The organism is Terasakiella sediminum, from assembly GCF_033100395.1.
Lineage (GTDB): Bacteria > Pseudomonadota > Alphaproteobacteria > Rhodospirillales > Terasakiellaceae > Terasakiella.
Genome location: NZ_JAWLVJ010000001.1, coordinates 68429 through 86609 on the forward strand (window position 1 = coordinate 68429; position 18181 = coordinate 86609).

Genomic DNA, 18181 nt, shown 5'->3' on the forward strand with positions numbered 1-18181 from the left:
TTATCTCTAAGAGATAGATAAGTTTCTGAAAGAATTGAGAATAAAAATGAGCCAACATCAAAACAATCTCGACCTCCTGAATGATCTGGTCAAACAGGCACAGAATTTGGGAGCTGACGCAGCAGATGCCGTTTTGGTGGAAGGCACCTCTTTATCACTGTCCCAACGCCTGGGTAATCCGGAAAATCTGGAACGTTCCGAAGGTCAGGATTTGGGCCTGCGTGTGCTGATCGGTAAACGCCAGGCCATCGTTTCTTCCAGTGACTTCAACAAAGATTCCTTAAAAGAACTGGTCGAACGCTGCGTCGCCATGGCCCGCGTGGTGCCCGAAGATGAATTCTGCGGTCTGGCGGACCCCGACCAGTTAGCAACCGAGTTCCCCGATGTGGACGGCTACGACCCTTATGAGCCTGACGAAGAAACCCTGATTTCCTGGGCGACAAAGGCAGAAGGTACGGCGCGTGCGGTAAAAGGCGTCACCAATTCTGAAGGGGCCGAAGCGGGATGGGGTCGCCATGATGTGGCCATCGTCGGATCAAACGGCCTGTCCCATGCCTACACATCATCCGGCTGTTCTATCAGCGCGGCCGTGATTGCGGGCGAAGGCACGGATATGGAACGCGATTACGACTATTCCACCGCTGTCTATACCGAAGATTTGACCGATCCGGAAAAAATCGGACGTACCGCCGGGGAAAAAGCCGTTGCACGGCTTAACCCGCGCAAAGTGGAAACCCAGCAAGTCCCTATCGTCTATTCCACCCGTGTTTCTGCAGGCCTGATCGGTCACTTAACAGGGGCGATTAACGGGAATTCAGTCGCGCGTGGCACCAGTTTCTTAAAAGATAAAATGGGTGAAGCCATCTTTGCCCCCAATATTACCATTGTGGATGATCCACACCGCAAACGCGGCCTTCGTTCCAAACCCATTGACGGGGAAGGTCTGCCAAACAAAAAACGCAACTTCGTTGAAAATGGCGTCCTGCAAAGCTGGATCATGGATTTACGATCTGCGCGTCAGTTGGGGCTACAAAGCACAGGCCATGCCGCGCGCGGCACTGGTTCCCCCCCTTCGCCCAGTATCACCAATTTTTATATGGAACCGGGTGAATTAAGCCCTGAAGAACTGATGAAAGACATCAAGCAAGGATTCTATGTGACCGAACTGATCGGCATGGGCGTTAATGGCGTAACCGGGGACTACAGCCGCGGTGCCGCCGGGTTCTGGATTGAAAACGGTGAAATTGCCTATCCAGTGGCCGAACTGACCATTGCGGGCAATCTGAAAGATATGTTCATGAACTTAACGCCTGCCAGTGATCTGGAATTCAGATACGGTACCAACGCCCCGACCATCCGCATTGAAGGTCTTACGGTTGCCGGACAATCTGTTTAACAGCGTTATAAACCAATAAAGCTTCACGCAAATCGCGCCCCAGTTTTTCTTCGAAGGGGCTGAGGAGAACCGCCAGCGGCGCGATCAGACGCATGCCTGATTTGACGTGCGGCCAGACATCCTTGGGGGCCTTGGCACGATATGCCGCCAATACCTGTTCCAACAAAGAACCTGTGCCATCATCAAAGCGCACAATTGAAATAAGGAACCGTAGAACATCACGGGCCTGTGCAGCTTCGTGTGCCATCACCTCACCCACACCTTCTTCAAAATCGATAAAGCCAATCCGGCCATCCGGGCAGGTAATCATATCGCGCAATTGTCCGGTGCCGTGCCAACCGCCTTTTTGATGCAGGTCCGCCAGACTTTCAATGGCCTGGATCAACAAGGGGGCCTTTTCATCAGCCGCGTTTACCGCATCAAACAAACAGGGACCGATATCACTTAAAAGGACCCAACCAGGTTTGCGGGCGATCACCTGGGGAACACAAACGCCGCGCTCTGCCACCCGTTTCAGGCGCGCGACTTCTTCATCCAGCCCGGTTTGACCAGAGGCTGAAATGGTGGAACGCACAATTTGTGCCCGGGTGACAAAAGCCACCAGATCCTGCAGTCGATGCCAGATATTCTTTTGCGATGCCAATGAGATTTTGATCCAATAGCGCGCACCATTCCAGTCAAATGGAACGCTTCGGGCAGGCACCCCTTTATCTACACAGGCCTGAACAGCAGTGATCAAATCATCATTCATGAGGCGAAGCTTTAATCTATATTAGAAAGAAAGACAAGCAATCACATCAAGGTATGGCACATTGGGAAAACCCGTGGTAATGTGCGCCAAATTCAAGAAAGCATTTAGGATTCCCCGACGTTGGAACCAGAAACCAAACTGGACACCCGCACCTTCCCGCTGATGAAGCGCATCTTTGTGGAATTTGTCCTGCCCTATAAAACACAATTGGTTATCGCCTTGATTTTCATGGCGGTTTCTTCTGCAGCAGCTGCACTCAGCATGTGGTTGCTCAAACCCGTTGTGGATGAGATTTTCGTCGCCAAAAACACAGATATGCTCTGGAACGTCGGTGCCGGGATCATTTTTGTTTTTATTGTCAAGGGGATATCCCAATTTGGTCAGACCGCTACCATGTCCTGGCTGGGTTTGCGCATTGTCTCGGACCTGCAGATCAAGCTTTATGATCACCTGATGAAGCTGGATTTGTCGTTTTTCCACGACAATCCGACCGGAACGTTGGTTTCGCGCTTCATGACCGATGCGGTTCTCATGCGCAATACAGCCACAAAAGTTCTGACCAGTGCCGGAAAAGATTTAACGCTTTTAATCGGCATGGTCTCCGTTATGCTGATTGCCAACTGGCAACTGGCCCTTTTTGCCCTGATCGTCTTTCCCATCACCATCGGCCCGGTCCTGAAAATCGGCAAGCGCATCCGCAAGGTTTCGACCAACACACAGATTGAATTTGGTCATCTGCTGACGTTCTTGAACCAGAGCATTTCCAGCATCCGTCACGTCAAAGCCTATCGGATGGAACGTTATGAACGCGGTCAAATGCGCTTTCATACGGAAAATATCCGCCGCCTGATTTTTAAATCTGAACGTACCAAAGCCCTGAACTCCCCCATTATGGAAACCGTCATCGGCTTTACCGTAGCGCTTGTGATTGTCTATAGCGGCTATCAGGTCATCAGCGGGATTAAAACGCCCGGCGATTTCTTCGCCTTTCTGGCCTCTGCCTTCAGCGCTTATGAGCCTGCAAAACGCCTGGCACACCTGAATGCGGAAATGCAGGGTGGCCTGGCAGGTGCGGTGCGTGTCTTTGGTATGTTTGACCTGAAACCCGCCATTCACAATATTGAAAATGCCCGGCCTCTCAACATCAAAGGCGGCGAAATTGACCTGAAGAATGTGACCTTCAAATATGCAGACGGTACCGTTGCGCTGAAAGATATGAACGTACATATCCCGGCAGGCAAAACCGTTGCCCTTGTCGGACCCAGCGGGGCGGGCAAATCCACCGTCCTTAATCTGGTGCCACGCTTTTACAATTTAGATAAAGGTAGCGTCTGCATTGACGGACAGGATGTGTCTGAGGTCACGCTGGCATCCCTTCGTAAATCCTGTGCGTTGGTCAGTCAGGAAACCGTCCTGTTTGATGATACCATCCGCGCCAACATCGCCTATGGCCGCCAAAGTGCCAGCGAAGAAGATATCATTACAGCCGCCAAACATGCCGCCGCCCATGATTTCATTATGGAACTGCCCGACGGGTACGACACCATGGTGGGTGAAGATGGCGTCAAGCTATCTGGCGGACAACGCCAGCGCGTTTCCATTGCACGTGCCATGTTGAAAAACTCGCCCATCCTTCTGCTGGATGAGGCGACCTCTGCCCTTGATACTGAAAGTGAGCGCAAGGTCCAAAGCGCCCTGCAGGAACTGATGAAAGATCGCACCACACTGGTGATCGCACACCGTTTGTCCACGGTTGTGGATGCGGACCTGATCTATGTCATCGACAAAGGTACGGTTGCCGAACAGGGAAGCCACGCCGAATTGGTTGCGCAAGATGGGATTTACGCCAAACTTTATGCCATGCAATTCAATGAAGAAGAGTCCGAAAGCGCATGAAGAAGTTTCTGAAAAAACTGGTTAAATCCATTTCCAGATCAGATGGCTTTCGCGGCATTTTATGCTGGATTGCCTTTGCGTATATCTGGCTCTGTTACAAGACCACGAGATGGGAAATCATCAACGGGCATATCCCGCAGAAATTCTGGGATGAAGATAAACCCTTTATTCTATCCTTCTGGCATGGACGTATCCTGATCATGCCATATTGCTGGAACTTTGATCGCAAGGTCAACATGCTGATTTCCCAGCATCGCGACGGCCAACTGATCGCCAAAACCATCGGTCATATTGGCGTGGACTGTATTCAGGGATCATCGTCCAAAGGCGGGGCGACGGCGCTGCGCACCATGTTAAAAGCCCTTAAAAACGGGGAATCTATAGGGATCACACCCGATGGTCCGCGCGGACCACGTATGCTCGCCACACCAGGTGTCATCAATCTGGCGAAACTGTCCGGCGTGCCGATCCTGCCTTGTTCGGTCGGGATGAAATCAAGAAAACATCTAGGCAGCTGGGATCGGTTCTGCCTGGCGCTTCCTTTCACCACAGGGGTCTTTTTATGGGAAGAACCAATTTACATCCCCAAAAAAGCCAGCAAAGAAGAATTAGCTGAATTGCAAGACCATATGGAAGACGTCCTGATCAAGGTGCAAAATCGTGTAGATGAACTGACAGGTCATCCCCCGGTGGAGGCCGCATGATCTTTTCGCTTTACCGCCTTGCAACCAATATTGCAGCGCCCATCATTTCACGGTATCTGAAAAAGCGCCTTGAAAAAGGTAAAGAACATCCAACGCGCTTTTCAGAACGTCTGGGGATTGCAGGACTGCCCCGTCCAGCAGGCAAATTGATCTGGTTACATGGGGCAAGTGTGGGCGAAGCGATTTCTCTTCTGACGCTGATCAACAAGCTTAAAACTGACTATCCGCATTTTAACATTCTTGTCACCACAGGCACTGTTACATCAGCTGAACTTCTGGCAAACCGCCTGCCCGAAGGGGTGATCCATCAGTTTGTCCCGGTTGACCGCCTGCCTTATGTGCGCAAGTTTCTGGACCATTGGAAACCGGACATTGCCTTTTGGGCAGAAAGTGAACTTTGGCCCAACCTTTTACACGAAAGCCATAAACGTGGTATCCATCTGGCGCTGATCAACGCGCGCATGTCTGAAAAATCGCTAAAATCCTGGATGCGGTTTAAAGGATTTATTGCGGGCCTGCTGAACACCTTCGACATTTGTCTCGCTCAGACAGAAAAAGACGGAGGTCACTATCGCCAACTCGGGGCTAAGAATGTCCAATGTGTGGGAAATCTGAAATATGCCTCCCCCGCCCTTCCTTATGACACGGCAGAACTGGACCGGCTCACATCCCTGTTGAAAGACCGTGCCTTGTGGCTGGCGGCAAGCACACATCCCGGGGAAGAAACTCTGCTGGCACGTGTGCATAATGCGGTCAAAAAGACCAAACCCAATCTTCTGACCATCATTGCACCACGCCACCCCCATCGCGGAGATGACATCCGTGCGGAACTGGAAGATCTTGGTCTGTCAATTGCCCAACGTTCCAACGGCGACCAGCCATGCGAACAAACCGATATTTATCTGTGCGACACCATGGGGGAAATGGGCCTGCTTTATCGCCTGTCCGACCTGGTCTTTATGGGCAAATCCATGGAACCACTGGGCGGACAAAATCCGTTGGAACCCGCACGTTTGGATTGCGCCGTTCTGTGCGGACCTTATATGACCAACTTCACAGAAATTATGGATCGGTTTCAAAAGAATGATGCCATCACGGTTGTGGCTGATGAAGTTGAACTGGCTAAAAAAATCACCCACTTGCTGAACAATCAGACACAGACAACTGAATTGGCAAAGAAGGCCAAAGATGTTGCCTTGGCCGAAGCAGCCGTGCTGGATCGGATCATGGACAAGCTGAATACCCAGTTCCAGCTGGATGAAAAGGGGGCCTAAATGAAAGCCCCGGCGTTTTGGAACCATGGCCAAAAGAGTTTGCTGTCCAGCCTTCTCGCCCCCATCGCAGGCATCTATGGATCACGGACCGCCAAACGCGCTTTACAACCCGCCCGCTTCAAGGCCGATATCCCGGTCATCTGTATCGGCAATCTGACCATGGGCGGGGCGGGAAAAACCCCCAGTGCCATCACCATCTGTGAAACCTTAAAACAAGCAGGCAAAAACCCTGTTTTTCTTTCGCGCGGCTATGGCGGCAAGCTTGAAGGCCCGGTGATGGTTGATGCACAATCTGCTACAGATGTCGGTGATGAACCTTTGCTGCTACGCCAATATGCCCCGGTCTGTGTCTCGCGTAACCGGGTGGCCGGGGCCAAAGCCTGTATGGAATCTGGGGCAGATGTCATCATCATGGATGACGGCTATCAGAACCCGCATCTGCACAAAGATATCTCCTTTCTTGTCATTGATGGCGGCTTTGGCCATGGCAATGAAAAAGTCTTCCCGGCAGGGCCATTGCGTGAAACGCTTGAAAACGGCCTGCAACGCTGTGACGCCATCCTCTTTATCGGAGAAGATGTAACCCAGACAAAAGATCGGCTCAAAGACGCCGCCCCCCATCTGCCTATTCTGGATGCCACCATCACCCCAAAAGCGCGCCCGGATTTAAGTGGTAAATCCTGCATCGCCTTTGCCGGGATTGGACGGCCGGAAAAATTCTTTGCCACTCTTCGGAATATGGGCATCACTCTGGCAGCGCAACATAGCTTTGGTGATCATCACCCCTACAGCACACAGGACATCACCCGCCTGAGAAAGGAGGCTGAACAACTGAATGCCAGCCTCATTACCACGGAAAAAGACCTGGTCCGCCTACCACAAGAGTTGCGCCGTCACATTGATGTCATAAAAATCAAGCTGGATTTTGGCAAAGCGGACATGCTACATGGGGTGCTTCGTGATATTCTTGAAGACAGCCAATAGTGTGATGCGCGCTTTTATTCAGAAATATATTTCCCACCCGCTGCAGGGCATGACGGTCCATACGATCTTTTTTCTCATGGGGCTAATCCCGATTGATACGGCCTCTGCTATCGGTGGGAAGATTGGGCGCTTGATCGGACCACGCCTGAAAGTCCATAAGCTGGGCCTGGAAAATCTGAAAAAGGCCTTTCCCGATAAATCCGCTGCAGAAATCGAAACCATCATGGCGGGCGTCTGGGATAATCTGGGGCGTACCAGTTTTGAATTGGCACATATTCCAAAATTGAACCTCTATGACCATCCTGAACGATTTGAAATCGTTGGGGGGGAATATATTGACTTGGTACGCGATGATGACCAATGCGGCATCATCTTTTCGGGGCATATGGCAAATTGGGAGTTTTCTGCCCGTACCATGGCACAGCGCACCCCTCCACTTCCGTTAGGACTAATCTTCCGTGAACCTGATAACCCTTGGGTAAATGGCATTTTCGATAAAAGAAAGCCTGTTGGGTGCGAATTAATCCCCAAAGGCGCAAAAGGCGCGCGACGGGCATTGGAAATACTTAAATCCGGTGGGCATCTTGCGTTGCTTGTGGATCAGAAAATGAACGACGGCATTCCTGTCCCTTTCTTTGGGCATGACGCCATGACCGCGCCTGCAATGGCGCAATTTGCACTAAAATTTAACTGTCCGCTTGTTCCCATGCGTATCGAACGTAAGGAAGGCGCCTATTTCAGGATGACATATTATCCACCCATTGACGTTCCCCTGACAGGTAATCGTAAAGAAGATATTCTTGCCATTATGACAACAGTTAACCAGATCCTGGAAGACTGGATCACCGAACGTCCGGAGCAATGGCTGTGGCTGCATCGCCGCTGGCCAAAAGATTAACCTAGTAAGTGGCGCAGGCAGACCAAGAGTTCATCTGCGGAAAAAGGTTTTGCCAACGCTTCATTGGCCCCTAATGATCGGGCATATTCCAGCGGATTAAAACGGTCTTCACCATAGCCGGTCATGGCAATGATGGTGATATCAGCGTTCATTCGGCGGATTTCACCAATGGTTTCAAAGCCATCTTTTTCCGGCATGAAAATATCCAGCAGGACAGCATCAAACGAATCATCCCTGATCTGCGACATGGCTTCATGCCCGTTGTGGGTCACAACGACATCGTAGCCCTTGACCTTAAGGACTTCCGACATGGCAAAACAGATATCCGGATCGTCATCGACGATTAATATTCGGCTCATCAGGTTATTCCCCACACCCAAAAAAATTGATGTCTAACCTATTTTTTTATGTCTCTCTATACCCAAACAGGTGAGAGTTGTACCTAATTGAGCAGCAAAAGCGGGTCGAGTGCAACATTTTTCAGACTCACCCCCCAATGAAGATGTGGTCCAGTTGACCGTCCCGTGGTGCCGATTTTACCGACAGGATCACCTTTTTTAACAAATTGTCCTTCTTTAACAATGATTTCGTTCATATGGATATAGATGGACTGCAAGCCATAGCCATGATCGATCATCACCGTTTTGCCCATCAAAAACATGCCCTGATGCAACAATGAAATGGTGCCATCGGCACTCGCTTTAATGAGCGTCCCGGTCGGCGCGGCAATATCAATCCCTTTATGAGGGCTGCGCGGTTTGCCATTTAAAATACGTTGCGATCCAAAAACACCAGACAAACGCCCTTTGGCCGGCCAGTCAAAACCAGAAGCAAAGAAAGTATTCAACGTCACTTTATTACGGGTATTTTTCACTGCTGTATTATCAGCAATGATTCGCTTGGATGCTTCCGGATTGGGTGTCACTTTCTTTTTCGGCAAGCCATCAATGCGGGAAATTTTATATTTCTGCTTATCGATATTCAGCGTTTCTGTGACTTGCGTGCCATCCGGATAAGTAATCATCAAGAAGCTTTCCGGCTTTGCCAGGCGCCCAAAGCCAAGAAGAAACAGACCATCAGGCGAGACCAAAATTTCTTCGGCATCCAGCTGGACGAGACTACCCGGCGTAACCGTACCAAAGACAAGCCCGCCCTGTTTGAAGGTGCCGTTCAGGGAATAGGTGTTGGCAAAAACATTTAAAGCAAAAAATAAAGCCGTCATACCTGCGAAGGCAGGTATCCAAAACCTTTGTTTCAATAGATTCCTGCCTGCGCAGGAATGACGAGAGAACATATCAATCAAAACAAACTTCCCTGTTCCGGTGGTGGGGCTTTTTTCTTGGGCGCAGGTTTGGGCTTCGCTTTCGGTTTTGGAGCAGGCTCAACCGTCGGCGCCACGCCCTCACCATTGACCAGCACATCCAGCTTGTCATCCCCGCCAAACTGAATGGCGAGCTCCTGACCGATCTCCAGACCGCTGGAAGACGTCACAGCCGTCCCCTCTCTATCTGTCACCAGCGCAAAACCACGATCCAGCACGCTTTTATATGAATAGCTTTCCAGCAAAGCCGACAGGCTTTTCAGTTTTTGTTCAGAACGCGCAATCCCGTCATCCACTGCCTTACGACGCACCAGTGCGGACGTGCGATCATACTGACTCTGTTTTCGCTGTAACAAGGACTGATAGCCTGACATCAAAGCCTGCGTGCGGCCCAATAGACGTTCCTGCGCATTCTGAATTTGCTGTCGCGGTTCGGGGATTTTGGCAGACAGTTGATCCACCCGCATGGATTGGCGCTGCAACAGGTTTTGCACGGAATTGCCCAACCGTTCCACCCGATCATCCAGCCGCTGTGTCATGTCTTCGACCAACCTTTGTGGGTTGGGGATAGCACGTGCCGCCGATTTAACACTCAGGGTGCGTTCTTCCATAGTGCGGTTCATGGCCGAGACAAGGCGGGTGCCGTCATCCATTACTTGCGCCAGCAATTCCATACGCACCGGAACCGCCATTTCAGCAGCTGCCGTCGGGGTTGGTGCGCGGCGGTCTGAGGCGTAATCAATCAGCGTCGTATCGGTTTCATGACCGACCGCTGAGATCAGCGGGATATCGCTGTTGGCCGCCGCGCGCACAACAATTTCTTCGTTAAAGGACCAGAGATCTTCCAGCGATCCGCCGCCGCGCGCCACAATCAACAGATCCGGTCTTGGAACCCCATTTGATCCATCAATACTGTTAAAGGCTTCGATCCCTTTGGCGACCTGTTCAGCCGCGCCCTTACCCTGCACCAAGCACGGCCACAGCAAAACATGACGCGGGAAACGGTCATTCAGGCGATGCATGATATCGCGGATCACCGCACCAGTGGGGGAGGTCACAATCCCAATGACCTTAGGCAAAAACGGCAGTTGTTTTTTACGTTCCGGATCAAACAGACCTTCACCCGCGAGTTTGCGTTTCAAATCTTCCAGAAGCTTGAGCAAGGCGCCTTCGCCTGCCAATTCCATGGATTCGATCACCAACTGGTATTTGGACCGTCCGGGAAAGGTGGTCAGACGCCCTTTACAGATGACTTCCATGCCGTCTTGCGGCTTGAGGTCGATCTTTGCCGCCATCCCTTTCCAGCAGACAGCATCCATCACCGCATTTTCATCCTTAAGCCCCAGGTACAAATGACCAGAGGCCGCGCGCTTAAAGCCGGAGATTTCACCGCGCACACGAACAAGAGAAAAAGCATCTTCAACCGTGCGCTTTAAAGCGCCGGAAAGCTCAGAAACACTCAGGATCGGTTGATTATGTTGCCCCGGTGTTTCAAATGCATCTGCAAAAGGGTTGTCAGTCATGGGGGTCAATATGGTACAAGTGCGTCAACTTGTGAATATCAAATATGGGAAGTCGTCATGAAAGTACTCGTCATTGGTTCTGGTGGTCGTGAACATGCTCTATGTTGGGCCATTGCCAAGTCTGCAAAATTAAGCAAACTCTATTGTGCACCGGGCAATGCCGGGATTGCGGATGTGGCCCAATGCGTCAATGTGGGTGCTGAGGATGTGGATGGTCTGGTATCCTTTGCCAAAGACAATGCCATCGACCTGGTTGTTGTCGGCCCCGAAGCCCCGCTGGTGCTGGGTGTAGTTGACAAGCTGGAAGCAGAAGGCATCAAGACGTTTGGCCCAAGTGCAGCCGCTTCCGTGCTGGAAGGGTCCAAAGGCTTTATGAAAGACATGTGCGCCAAGGCAAATGTCCCGACGGCTGCTTATGGTCGTTTTACCGATGCTGAACAGGCCAAAGAATTCATCCGTAAAAACGGTGCCCCCATCGTTGTAAAAACAGATGGTTTGGCCGCTGGTAAAGGCGTGATCATCTGCCAGAACGTCGAAGCAGCTGAACGCGCGGTTGACGACATGATGGATGACAAAATCTTTGGCGATGCGGGTAATGAAATCGTCATTGAAGATTTCCTGGAAGGTGAAGAATGCAGCTTCTTTGCCCTGGTGGACGGCGAACGCGCCCTACCACTGGCCGCAGCACAGGATCACAAAGCGGCTTTTGATGGTGACAAAGGGCCAAACACAGGTGGCATGGGTGCTTATTCCCCCACCCCAATTGCTTCGCCTGAAATCTGTGACAAGATCATGGAAACCGCCATCACACCCCTGATCAAAACCATGGCGGCAGAAGGATGCCCTTACAAAGGCGTGCTGTTCTGCGGGCTGATGGTAAAAGACGGTATCCCAACCGTGCTGGAATATAACATCCGCTTTGGTGACCCGGAATGTCAGGTGCTGATGATGCGTTGGAAATCTGATGTTTTGGAAGCCCTGCAAGCCGCCGCCGAAGGTCGCCTGGACGACATCAGCCTTGATTGGCATGATGAAACCGCCATGGTTGTTGTGATGGCCGCAAACGGTTATCCCGGATCCTACGAAAAAGGTACCGAGATCAAAAACATTGCTGATGCCAACGCCATTGATAAAGCTTACGTTTTCCATGCTGGCACAAAGGCTGATGGCGATAAGACACTGGCCACAGGCGGGCGTGTCCTGGGTGTCACCGGGCGCGGCACAAGCGTGATCGAGGCACAAACAACCACTTATAACGCAGTTGATGCTATTGACTGGAAAGACGGGTTCTGCCGCCGTGACATCGGCTGGCGTGCTGTTGAGCGTGAACGCCAACAATCTTAAAATTAGCACTGCCTAAAATAATCGAATATCCATAGTCATAAAGCGGGTTTCTGACTTGCTTTATGACTTTTTTTTGACTAACCTAGAAGTATAAAAACTCAAACGGAAACTTATTAAAAATTATACTGAATAGAGATTTTTCTCTACCAGGTTGCAAATTGCACAAAAACAATATTCCGAAATGAGCGGTCGAGAAAAATAAGCGGGTCATTGTTATGCGCGTGCGTGGAAAAGGTATTTTTTATGCTGTTTTGTTGGCAGGTTTGTTGTCATCAAAAATTTGTACTGCCCAAAGCATTTTAAATGAGAATATCAACCGCGAAAACGAACCCATTCGCCCCATCCCGCTGGAACATGATGTCGATCCAGCCAAAGTCGCCTTGGGTGATCGTTTGTTTCATGAAACCCTGCTGTCCGGTGACAATTCTGTCAGCTGTGCCAGCTGTCATAATGTCAGCAACTATGGCGTGGACGGCACCACGACCTCCACCGGGATAAAAGACCAGGTTGGAACCGTCAATGCCCCGACCGTGATGAACAGCCGCTTTAACTTCGCCCAATTCTGGGATGGGCGTGCCGGTGATTTGACCGAACAAGCCAAAGGCCCGGTCACCAACCCGATTGAGATGGGAGCTGTCTGGGAAGAGGTGATTGCCAAATTGTCAGCAGATGAAAGCTATGTGCAGGCCTTTGAAAGGCTCTATGACGGCATCATCAGTGAAGATACCATCGCTGATGCTATCAAATCCTACGAATATACCCTGACCACAGTTAATTCCCCCTTTGATCAATATTTACGCGGCTATGACGATGCCATCAGCCCGCAGCAAAAACGCGGCTATTCCCTGTTTAAGGAATATGGCTGCGTGGCCTGCCATCAGGGGATCAATGTCGGGGGGAATATGTATCAGCGCATGGGCGCGTTTATCCCGTTCTTCAATGAAAAGAACACTAATTCAAAGGATGACCTGGGCCGATATAATGTGACCAAAGATGAGAAAGACCTGCATGTCTTCAAAGTCCCCAGCCTGCGCGTTGCCGCCCATACCGCCCCTTATTTTCATGATGGCAGTGTCAAAACGCTGGAAGAGGCCATCGACATCATGGCGCGCTATCAATTGGGCTATGACATCCCCAAACAGGATAACAAAGATATTCAGGCCTTTATCTATTCCTTGAGCGGACAGTACCGGATGAAAGCAAAATGAAATCATCACAACTGATCGTACTGTTGATCGGCGTTCTGGCCCTGACCATTGCCCTGACCTTTCATCTGTTTAAGTCCGAGACAGATGAAATCGTGCATCTGACCCAAACCATCGCCACGGCCCATAAAATCAAACATCTGGATTTGAAATTAAATGAAGATGCGCTAAAGGCCGCAAGCTTTAAGCTGGTGCATTTTGACGGGATCGTCGATACGGTTCAACAATTGAAAGATACCCGCAAAAACCTGTCCCGTCTTTTGACCGCAATCCCGGAAACGATGGTGCCCTCATTGCCGGATCAGATGGATTTGCTGAATACATCAGTTGAAGCCCGTGTTGAAAAGATCGAAACCCTAAAAGCCAAAGTCGCACTCGCGCGCAATTCCAGTAACTTCCTGCTGGCAGCGTTACGTGAACATGCCAAAAATTATGGGTTAGATGGATCCGTTCTGTCTTTGCGTGCCCTGAACGAACTGCAGGGCTATCAGATTTTTCCGACCGAAGAACGTTTTACCACCACACAGGATACGCTGAAGCTCCTGAACCAACTGAGCCAACGGACGGACAATAAAGAGCTGGCAAACGCGCGACGTCATATGGAACTAAGCTTCCAGACCACACAGGAAATTTCTGACATCCTGAAAGAGATGTTCAACCCGGAAAGCCAGTTGGCCACCAACCTGTTGATCAGTTCCCTGCAATCCATTGAGACGTCGCGTTACAATAAAAATAACGGCTACCTCTTTTTGCTGTTGGGGCTGGCAGTCATGATCTTTCTGGCCTTGGCCTATGCGGTTTTCAGATGGAATCGGGCCAGTGAAAAATCACGTAAAAACGCCCAATTGTTTGAAGATGCCGTCTCCAGCATGTCCGAAGGGTTTGCCTTTTTTGGTCCCGATGAAAAACTGGTATTCTGGAACGCGACCTTTGAACGTCTGCACAGTGGAATTACCGCTCCGCTCAAACAGGGAATGACCTTGGGTGCATTTGAAAAAGCGCGCACCGACAGCAAACACCTTATCCAACGCGAAGCTCAACCCGATGGGTCATCTATCGATTTGACCAGCGAGGGGAACTGGATGCTCAGTTCCGACACGCCGATGGCACAAGGCGGTCATGCCTTGGTGCGGGTCGATTTGACCGAACAAAAACGCGCCCAAAGCCAGTTACAACTGGCCGGTACAGTTTTTCAGACCGCTTCCGAAGCCATGATGGTGACGGATAAGGATAACAAGATCGAAATGGTCAATCCGGCCTTTAGTGAAATTACCGGCTATAATGAAAAAGAAGTCATTGGTCGTTCCCCTGGCATCTTAAGTTCCGGGCGGCACGACAAAGCCTATTATCAGAAGATGTTTGATGAATTGCGCATCGCCGGGACCTGGCAGGGCGAGATTTGGAACCGTCGCAAAAATGGCGAGATTTATCCCGAATGGCTCTCCATCACCACCATCTATGATGATGAGGGGGAGATGATGAAACGGGTATCCCTCTTTACCGACATCACCAGCCGCAAAAAGTCAGAAGAACGCATCCATTATCAGGCCAATTACGATTCGCTGACCGACCTCCCCAACCGCAATTTGTTCAGGGACCGATTGACCCAATCGATCAATATGGCCAAGCGTCATAACCAGCGCATTGCCCTGTTCTTCCTGGATATCGACAATTTCAAGCGAATCAACGACACAGTCGGTCATATCATCGGCGATGAATTGCTGCGCCATGTAGCAGACCGTCTGCGCTCCCTCTTTAGAAGCAGCGACACCATTGCACGTCTGAGCGGGGATGAATTCATCATCATCTTAAATGATGCAGCCAATAATGCGGATGTGGAAGCTTTGCTGAAACGCATGCTGGAATGTTTGAGCCTGCCTTACCTGCTGGAAGGCAACACGACTTATACGTCCGTGTCCGTCGGCGCGACCTTCTTCCCCGATGATGGCAAGACCGTGGACAGCTTGTTGCAAAATGCTGATGCGGCCATGTTCAAGGCCAAAGACCTTGGGCGCAATACCTATTGTTTCTTCACAGCAGAAATGAATTCGCGCGCCCAGGAACGTCACAAAATGGAAGTGGCCTTGCATGAAGCCATGGATAAAGGCCATTTTGTCCTGCATTACCAACCCATGATCGACCCGGTCAGCCAAACCGTCAAATCAACAGAATCGCTGGTTCGCTGGAATGACCCGGAACGCGGGTTGATCCCACCGGGTAAATTCATTCCACTGGCTGAAGACACCGGCCTGATCGTCCCGATGGGGGAATGGATTTTACGTCAGGCCTGCCGGGATGCTGCGCGTTGGTGCCATGAAGAAAATCTGGATGTGGGCGTCAGTGTCAATCTGTCCAGCCGCCAGTTTAAACGCAGTGATATTCTGGGTCTGGTCAAAGAAACCCTGACAGAAACCAAACTGCCGGAAGATAAACTGACCCTTGAAATCACTGAAAGCCTGTTGGTCGATGATGACAGTGAAGTCCTGAAAACTCTGCGTGATGTGCGGGACCTGGGCGTTCAACTCTCCATTGATGATTTCGGCACGGGCTATTCCTCGCTTAGTTACCTCAAACGTTTCCCTATTTCTACGCTGAAGATTGATCGTTCCTTCATCAATGAAGTGCTGCTGAATTCAGAAGATGCAGCACTTACCGAAGCGATTTTGTCCATGGCGCAAAGCCTGAAATTAAAGGTCGTTGCCGAAGGGGTTGAAAATCAGGGGCAGAACGATTTCCTTTTGGAACGCAATTGTAATCTGATCCAGGGTTATCACTATAGCAAACCCATCCCGGTGGAAGATTTCATGGCGGCGATTAAAGCGAAAAAGCTATCAGTCTAACCCAAAAAGCGGGCGCAGTTTTATCCCGACCATGGTGCCGGGGATGGCACAGAATATCCACAGCCAGGCATGCAGGCTGGTTGACGCCATACCGGAAAACAGCGCCCCAATATTGCAGCCATACGCAAGCCGCGCCCCGTAGCCCATCATCAGGCCACCGATGATCAGCGCAAGTAATGTCGTTAAAGATATATGGGCTTTAATCTTCAACCCGGATGAAATGATAGCCGCAGCAAAGGCGCCAATGACAACAGCAATATTCATCAAGGATGTCTTATCCTGCCAAACCGGATTGCCCAATGCCTGGGCCTGAAAAGGCGCCGTCCAGAAACCGCTGGACGCCGCATCCCATCCAAGAACCGTTGCCGTTTTTGCACCCCATAAGGTAAAGGCCCAGGTGATGGACCAAGGGTGCCCGGCCGTCATTAAAGTGGCAAAATTTAACAGGGCCAATGCAATGGCACAATGGATCAAAGGCCAGGGCCCTATCAGCAGATTCTTCAATCCCAGTTCGGATTTCCACAGGCCCGATTGCGCATGTCCTTTTGACCAACGCCGCAGAGCAAAGAACAACAGCACAAAGATGCTCGTCTGTATCAGGACAGCACTTTCCCACCCATAAAGATGCCCCAACGAATGGGTCCCCCAGTCAGGCAACTGCCCCCACCACCCAAGGTGAAGCGAGCCGATAAACGCCCCCATACAGAAGAAGAAAAGCGTAATCATCATCCGTAAACTTCCACCACCAATGCTGAACAAAGTGCCAGACGCACACGCCCCGCCCAGTTGCATGCCAACACCAAAGATAAAAGCGCCGATACCGACCTGCACACCCACAGGGGCCCAGGCCCCGCTGGCCTCCCCCGATGATAAGACAGGGGCGAACAAAAGGGTTGCCAGACCGATCATAATGATTTGTGCAAGAACACCACTGACGTCACGATGGACAATGGCTTTTCGATAGGCCGCACTGAACCCAAACGCGCCATAGAACAAAGCTGCCCCAAGGCCCAGGCCAATGGCAAACAATTGTCCCTGTTGCAGATTATCTTCTGCGAAAAACCAGATCCCAAACGCAAGTCCGGCCCCAACGAGGGCAACGCGGGGGCCGGAGAGAACAGTCTCGGTTGGGTTTGGGGAAGGGGGGAGGGGTACCGTCGTGTTCATGAGAATAATCTAACGCACGAATTTGCTCACTGGCAAATCACACTTATGTGAGCAGCTTCACGGAGTGTTAAGTAATAGTATGAGATAAGAAAAGAAAAAGAGGTGTGCCATGCGATTAATCCTTTCCGTCCTTCTTCTGACTTTGGCGAGTTTTGCAGCCGATGCTGCAGATATTGTGGACGCACGCTTCTCTCTTCCCACCGAACGATATGACCATTGTGTCTTGGGCGACTGTATTGAATATGGCGCAGTGGAAGCCATCATGGATGACGGTAATATCCTTGCCTTTCGTCTGGATGAAGACTCGGTTTTCGAAGATATCACTCCACGGCTCATCCCCATGGGGCTGAACGGACGCAAAGCCATTTTGGTGGTGCGTTCCTACCTTGATCGCGGGGCAGCGCTCGCGCTTTTGGAAGTGCGCGGCGGCAAATTAAAAATCGCGGCGGAAAGCGAAGCCATTGGCACAGCGCACCGTTGGCAAAACCCCATTGGCACCGGGGATTTTGACCGTGATGGCAAGCTGGAAATCGCCAGTGTGATCAAGCCTCACCTCAGCGGTCATCTCACCCTGTTTGAACGACGCGGCAGCAAGCTTGTGATCGATAAATCCACCTTTGCCTATTCCAACCACAAACTCGGCTCATCCGAGTTGGATTTGCATGAGATTATGGACTGGAATGGCGATAAAACCCCGGACATCATCCTGCCCGATGTGACACGCACAGGCTTAAAGGTCGTCACTTTCCAATCCGGTGAAGCCGAAGTAATTGCCGAACAGAAATATAACTCCCTCATCCTCGGTCCCGTCACCGCCACCGAAACGGGCGTGCAATTAACGCTGGTCGATGGCAATGAAGAGACCTGGGATAAGTAAA

At 50.9% G+C, this 18181-nt stretch carries 15 protein-coding genes; 10 read left to right on the forward strand and 5 right to left on the reverse strand.

What is annotated here, in order from left to right; translation table 11 throughout:
• Positions 1 to 46: 46 nt before the first annotated feature.
• Entirely contained in the window at positions 47 to 1396 is a 1350-nt protein-coding gene (locus RYZ26_RS00340; protein WP_317681085.1) for a TldD/PmbA family protein, read from the forward strand.
• Here the strand turns inward: RYZ26_RS00340 and RYZ26_RS00345 are convergent.
• Positions 1371 to 2147: a BUD32 family EKC/KEOPS complex subunit gene (locus tag RYZ26_RS00345; RefSeq protein WP_317681086.1), complete on the reverse strand. Its 777-nt coding sequence runs from the start codon at positions 2145 to 2147 to the stop codon at positions 1371 to 1373. The two genes, RYZ26_RS00340 and RYZ26_RS00345, sit on opposite strands and share 26 nt — an antisense overlap.
• Before the next feature lie 120 nt (positions 2148 to 2267).
• On the opposite strand from RYZ26_RS00345, the gene RYZ26_RS00350 reads away from it, so the two are divergent.
• From RYZ26_RS00350 to RYZ26_RS00370, 5 genes are read left to right on the forward strand one after another with little or no spacing between them, the layout of a single operon-like run.
• Positions 2268 to 4043 (forward strand): ABC transporter ATP-binding protein, encoded by a 1776-nt coding sequence (locus RYZ26_RS00350; protein WP_317681087.1) that lies wholly within the window; start codon positions 2268 to 2270, stop codon positions 4041 to 4043.
• On the forward strand, positions 4040 to 4747 hold the full coding sequence (locus tag RYZ26_RS00355; RefSeq protein WP_317681088.1) for a lysophospholipid acyltransferase family protein: 708 nt from the start codon (positions 4040 to 4042) through the stop codon (positions 4745 to 4747). Before RYZ26_RS00350 ends, RYZ26_RS00355 begins: the two co-directional genes overlap by 4 nt.
• Entirely contained in the window at positions 4744 to 6021 is a 1278-nt protein-coding gene (locus tag RYZ26_RS00360; RefSeq protein WP_317681089.1) for a 3-deoxy-D-manno-octulosonic acid transferase, read from the forward strand. Before RYZ26_RS00355 ends, RYZ26_RS00360 begins: the two co-directional genes overlap by 4 nt.
• A complete protein-coding gene (gene lpxK / locus RYZ26_RS00365) occupies positions 6022 to 7005 on the forward strand; it encodes a tetraacyldisaccharide 4'-kinase (protein ID WP_317681090.1) in 984 nt (327 codons plus the stop codon). It begins immediately after the preceding gene.
• Entirely contained in the window at positions 6980 to 7903 is a 924-nt protein-coding gene (locus RYZ26_RS00370) for a lysophospholipid acyltransferase family protein (protein WP_317681091.1), read from the forward strand. The genes lpxK and RYZ26_RS00370 overlap by 26 nt, the downstream gene beginning before the upstream one ends.
• On the opposite strand, the gene RYZ26_RS00375 is transcribed toward RYZ26_RS00370, so the two are convergent.
• From RYZ26_RS00375 to xseA, 3 genes are all read right to left on the reverse strand, one after another.
• Entirely contained in the window at positions 7900 to 8262 is a 363-nt protein-coding gene (locus RYZ26_RS00375) for a response regulator (RefSeq protein WP_317681092.1), read from the reverse strand. The two genes, RYZ26_RS00370 and RYZ26_RS00375, sit on opposite strands and share 4 nt — an antisense overlap.
• Positions 8263 to 8345: 83 nt before the next feature.
• Positions 8346 to 9125: a M23 family metallopeptidase gene (locus RYZ26_RS00380; protein WP_317681093.1), complete on the reverse strand. Its 780-nt coding sequence runs from the start codon at positions 9123 to 9125 to the stop codon at positions 8346 to 8348.
• Positions 9126 to 9202: 77 nt separating this feature from the next.
• On the reverse strand, positions 9203 to 10747 hold the full coding sequence (gene xseA / locus RYZ26_RS00385; protein WP_317681094.1) for an exodeoxyribonuclease VII large subunit: 1545 nt from the start codon (positions 10745 to 10747) through the stop codon (positions 9203 to 9205).
• Between the two features lie 57 nt (positions 10748 to 10804).
• On the opposite strand from xseA, the gene purD reads away from it, so the two are divergent.
• The 3 genes from purD to RYZ26_RS00400 all read left to right on the forward strand — a co-directional run bounded on the left by purD (position 10805) and on the right by RYZ26_RS00400 (position 16136).
• Positions 10805 to 12091 (forward strand): phosphoribosylamine--glycine ligase, encoded by a 1287-nt coding sequence (purD, locus tag RYZ26_RS00390; protein WP_317681095.1) that lies wholly within the window; start codon positions 10805 to 10807, stop codon positions 12089 to 12091.
• A gap of 215 nt (positions 12092 to 12306) precedes the next feature.
• Complete coding sequence (locus RYZ26_RS00395) at positions 12307 to 13299, forward strand: cytochrome-c peroxidase (protein ID WP_317681096.1); 993 nt, start codon at positions 12307 to 12309, stop codon at positions 13297 to 13299.
• Positions 13296 to 16136 (forward strand): EAL domain-containing protein, encoded by a 2841-nt coding sequence (locus RYZ26_RS00400; protein ID WP_317681097.1) that lies wholly within the window; start codon positions 13296 to 13298, stop codon positions 16134 to 16136. The genes RYZ26_RS00395 and RYZ26_RS00400 overlap by 4 nt, the downstream gene beginning before the upstream one ends.
• Here the strand turns inward: RYZ26_RS00400 and RYZ26_RS00405 are convergent.
• Positions 16128 to 17303, reverse strand: coding sequence for a YeeE/YedE family protein (locus RYZ26_RS00405; RefSeq protein WP_317681098.1), 1176 nt, complete (start codon positions 17301 to 17303; stop codon positions 16128 to 16130). The two genes, RYZ26_RS00400 and RYZ26_RS00405, sit on opposite strands and share 9 nt — an antisense overlap.
• A gap of 109 nt (positions 17304 to 17412) precedes the next feature.
• Here RYZ26_RS00405 and RYZ26_RS00410 point away from each other — a divergent pair, with 109 nt between their 5' ends.
• Positions 17413 to 18180 carry a hypothetical protein gene (locus RYZ26_RS00410; protein ID WP_317681099.1) on the forward strand — a complete coding sequence of 256 codons (768 nt, stop codon included), beginning with the start codon at positions 17413 to 17415 and terminating at the stop codon, positions 18178 to 18180.
• The last annotated feature ends 1 nt before the right edge of the window (position 18181 follow it).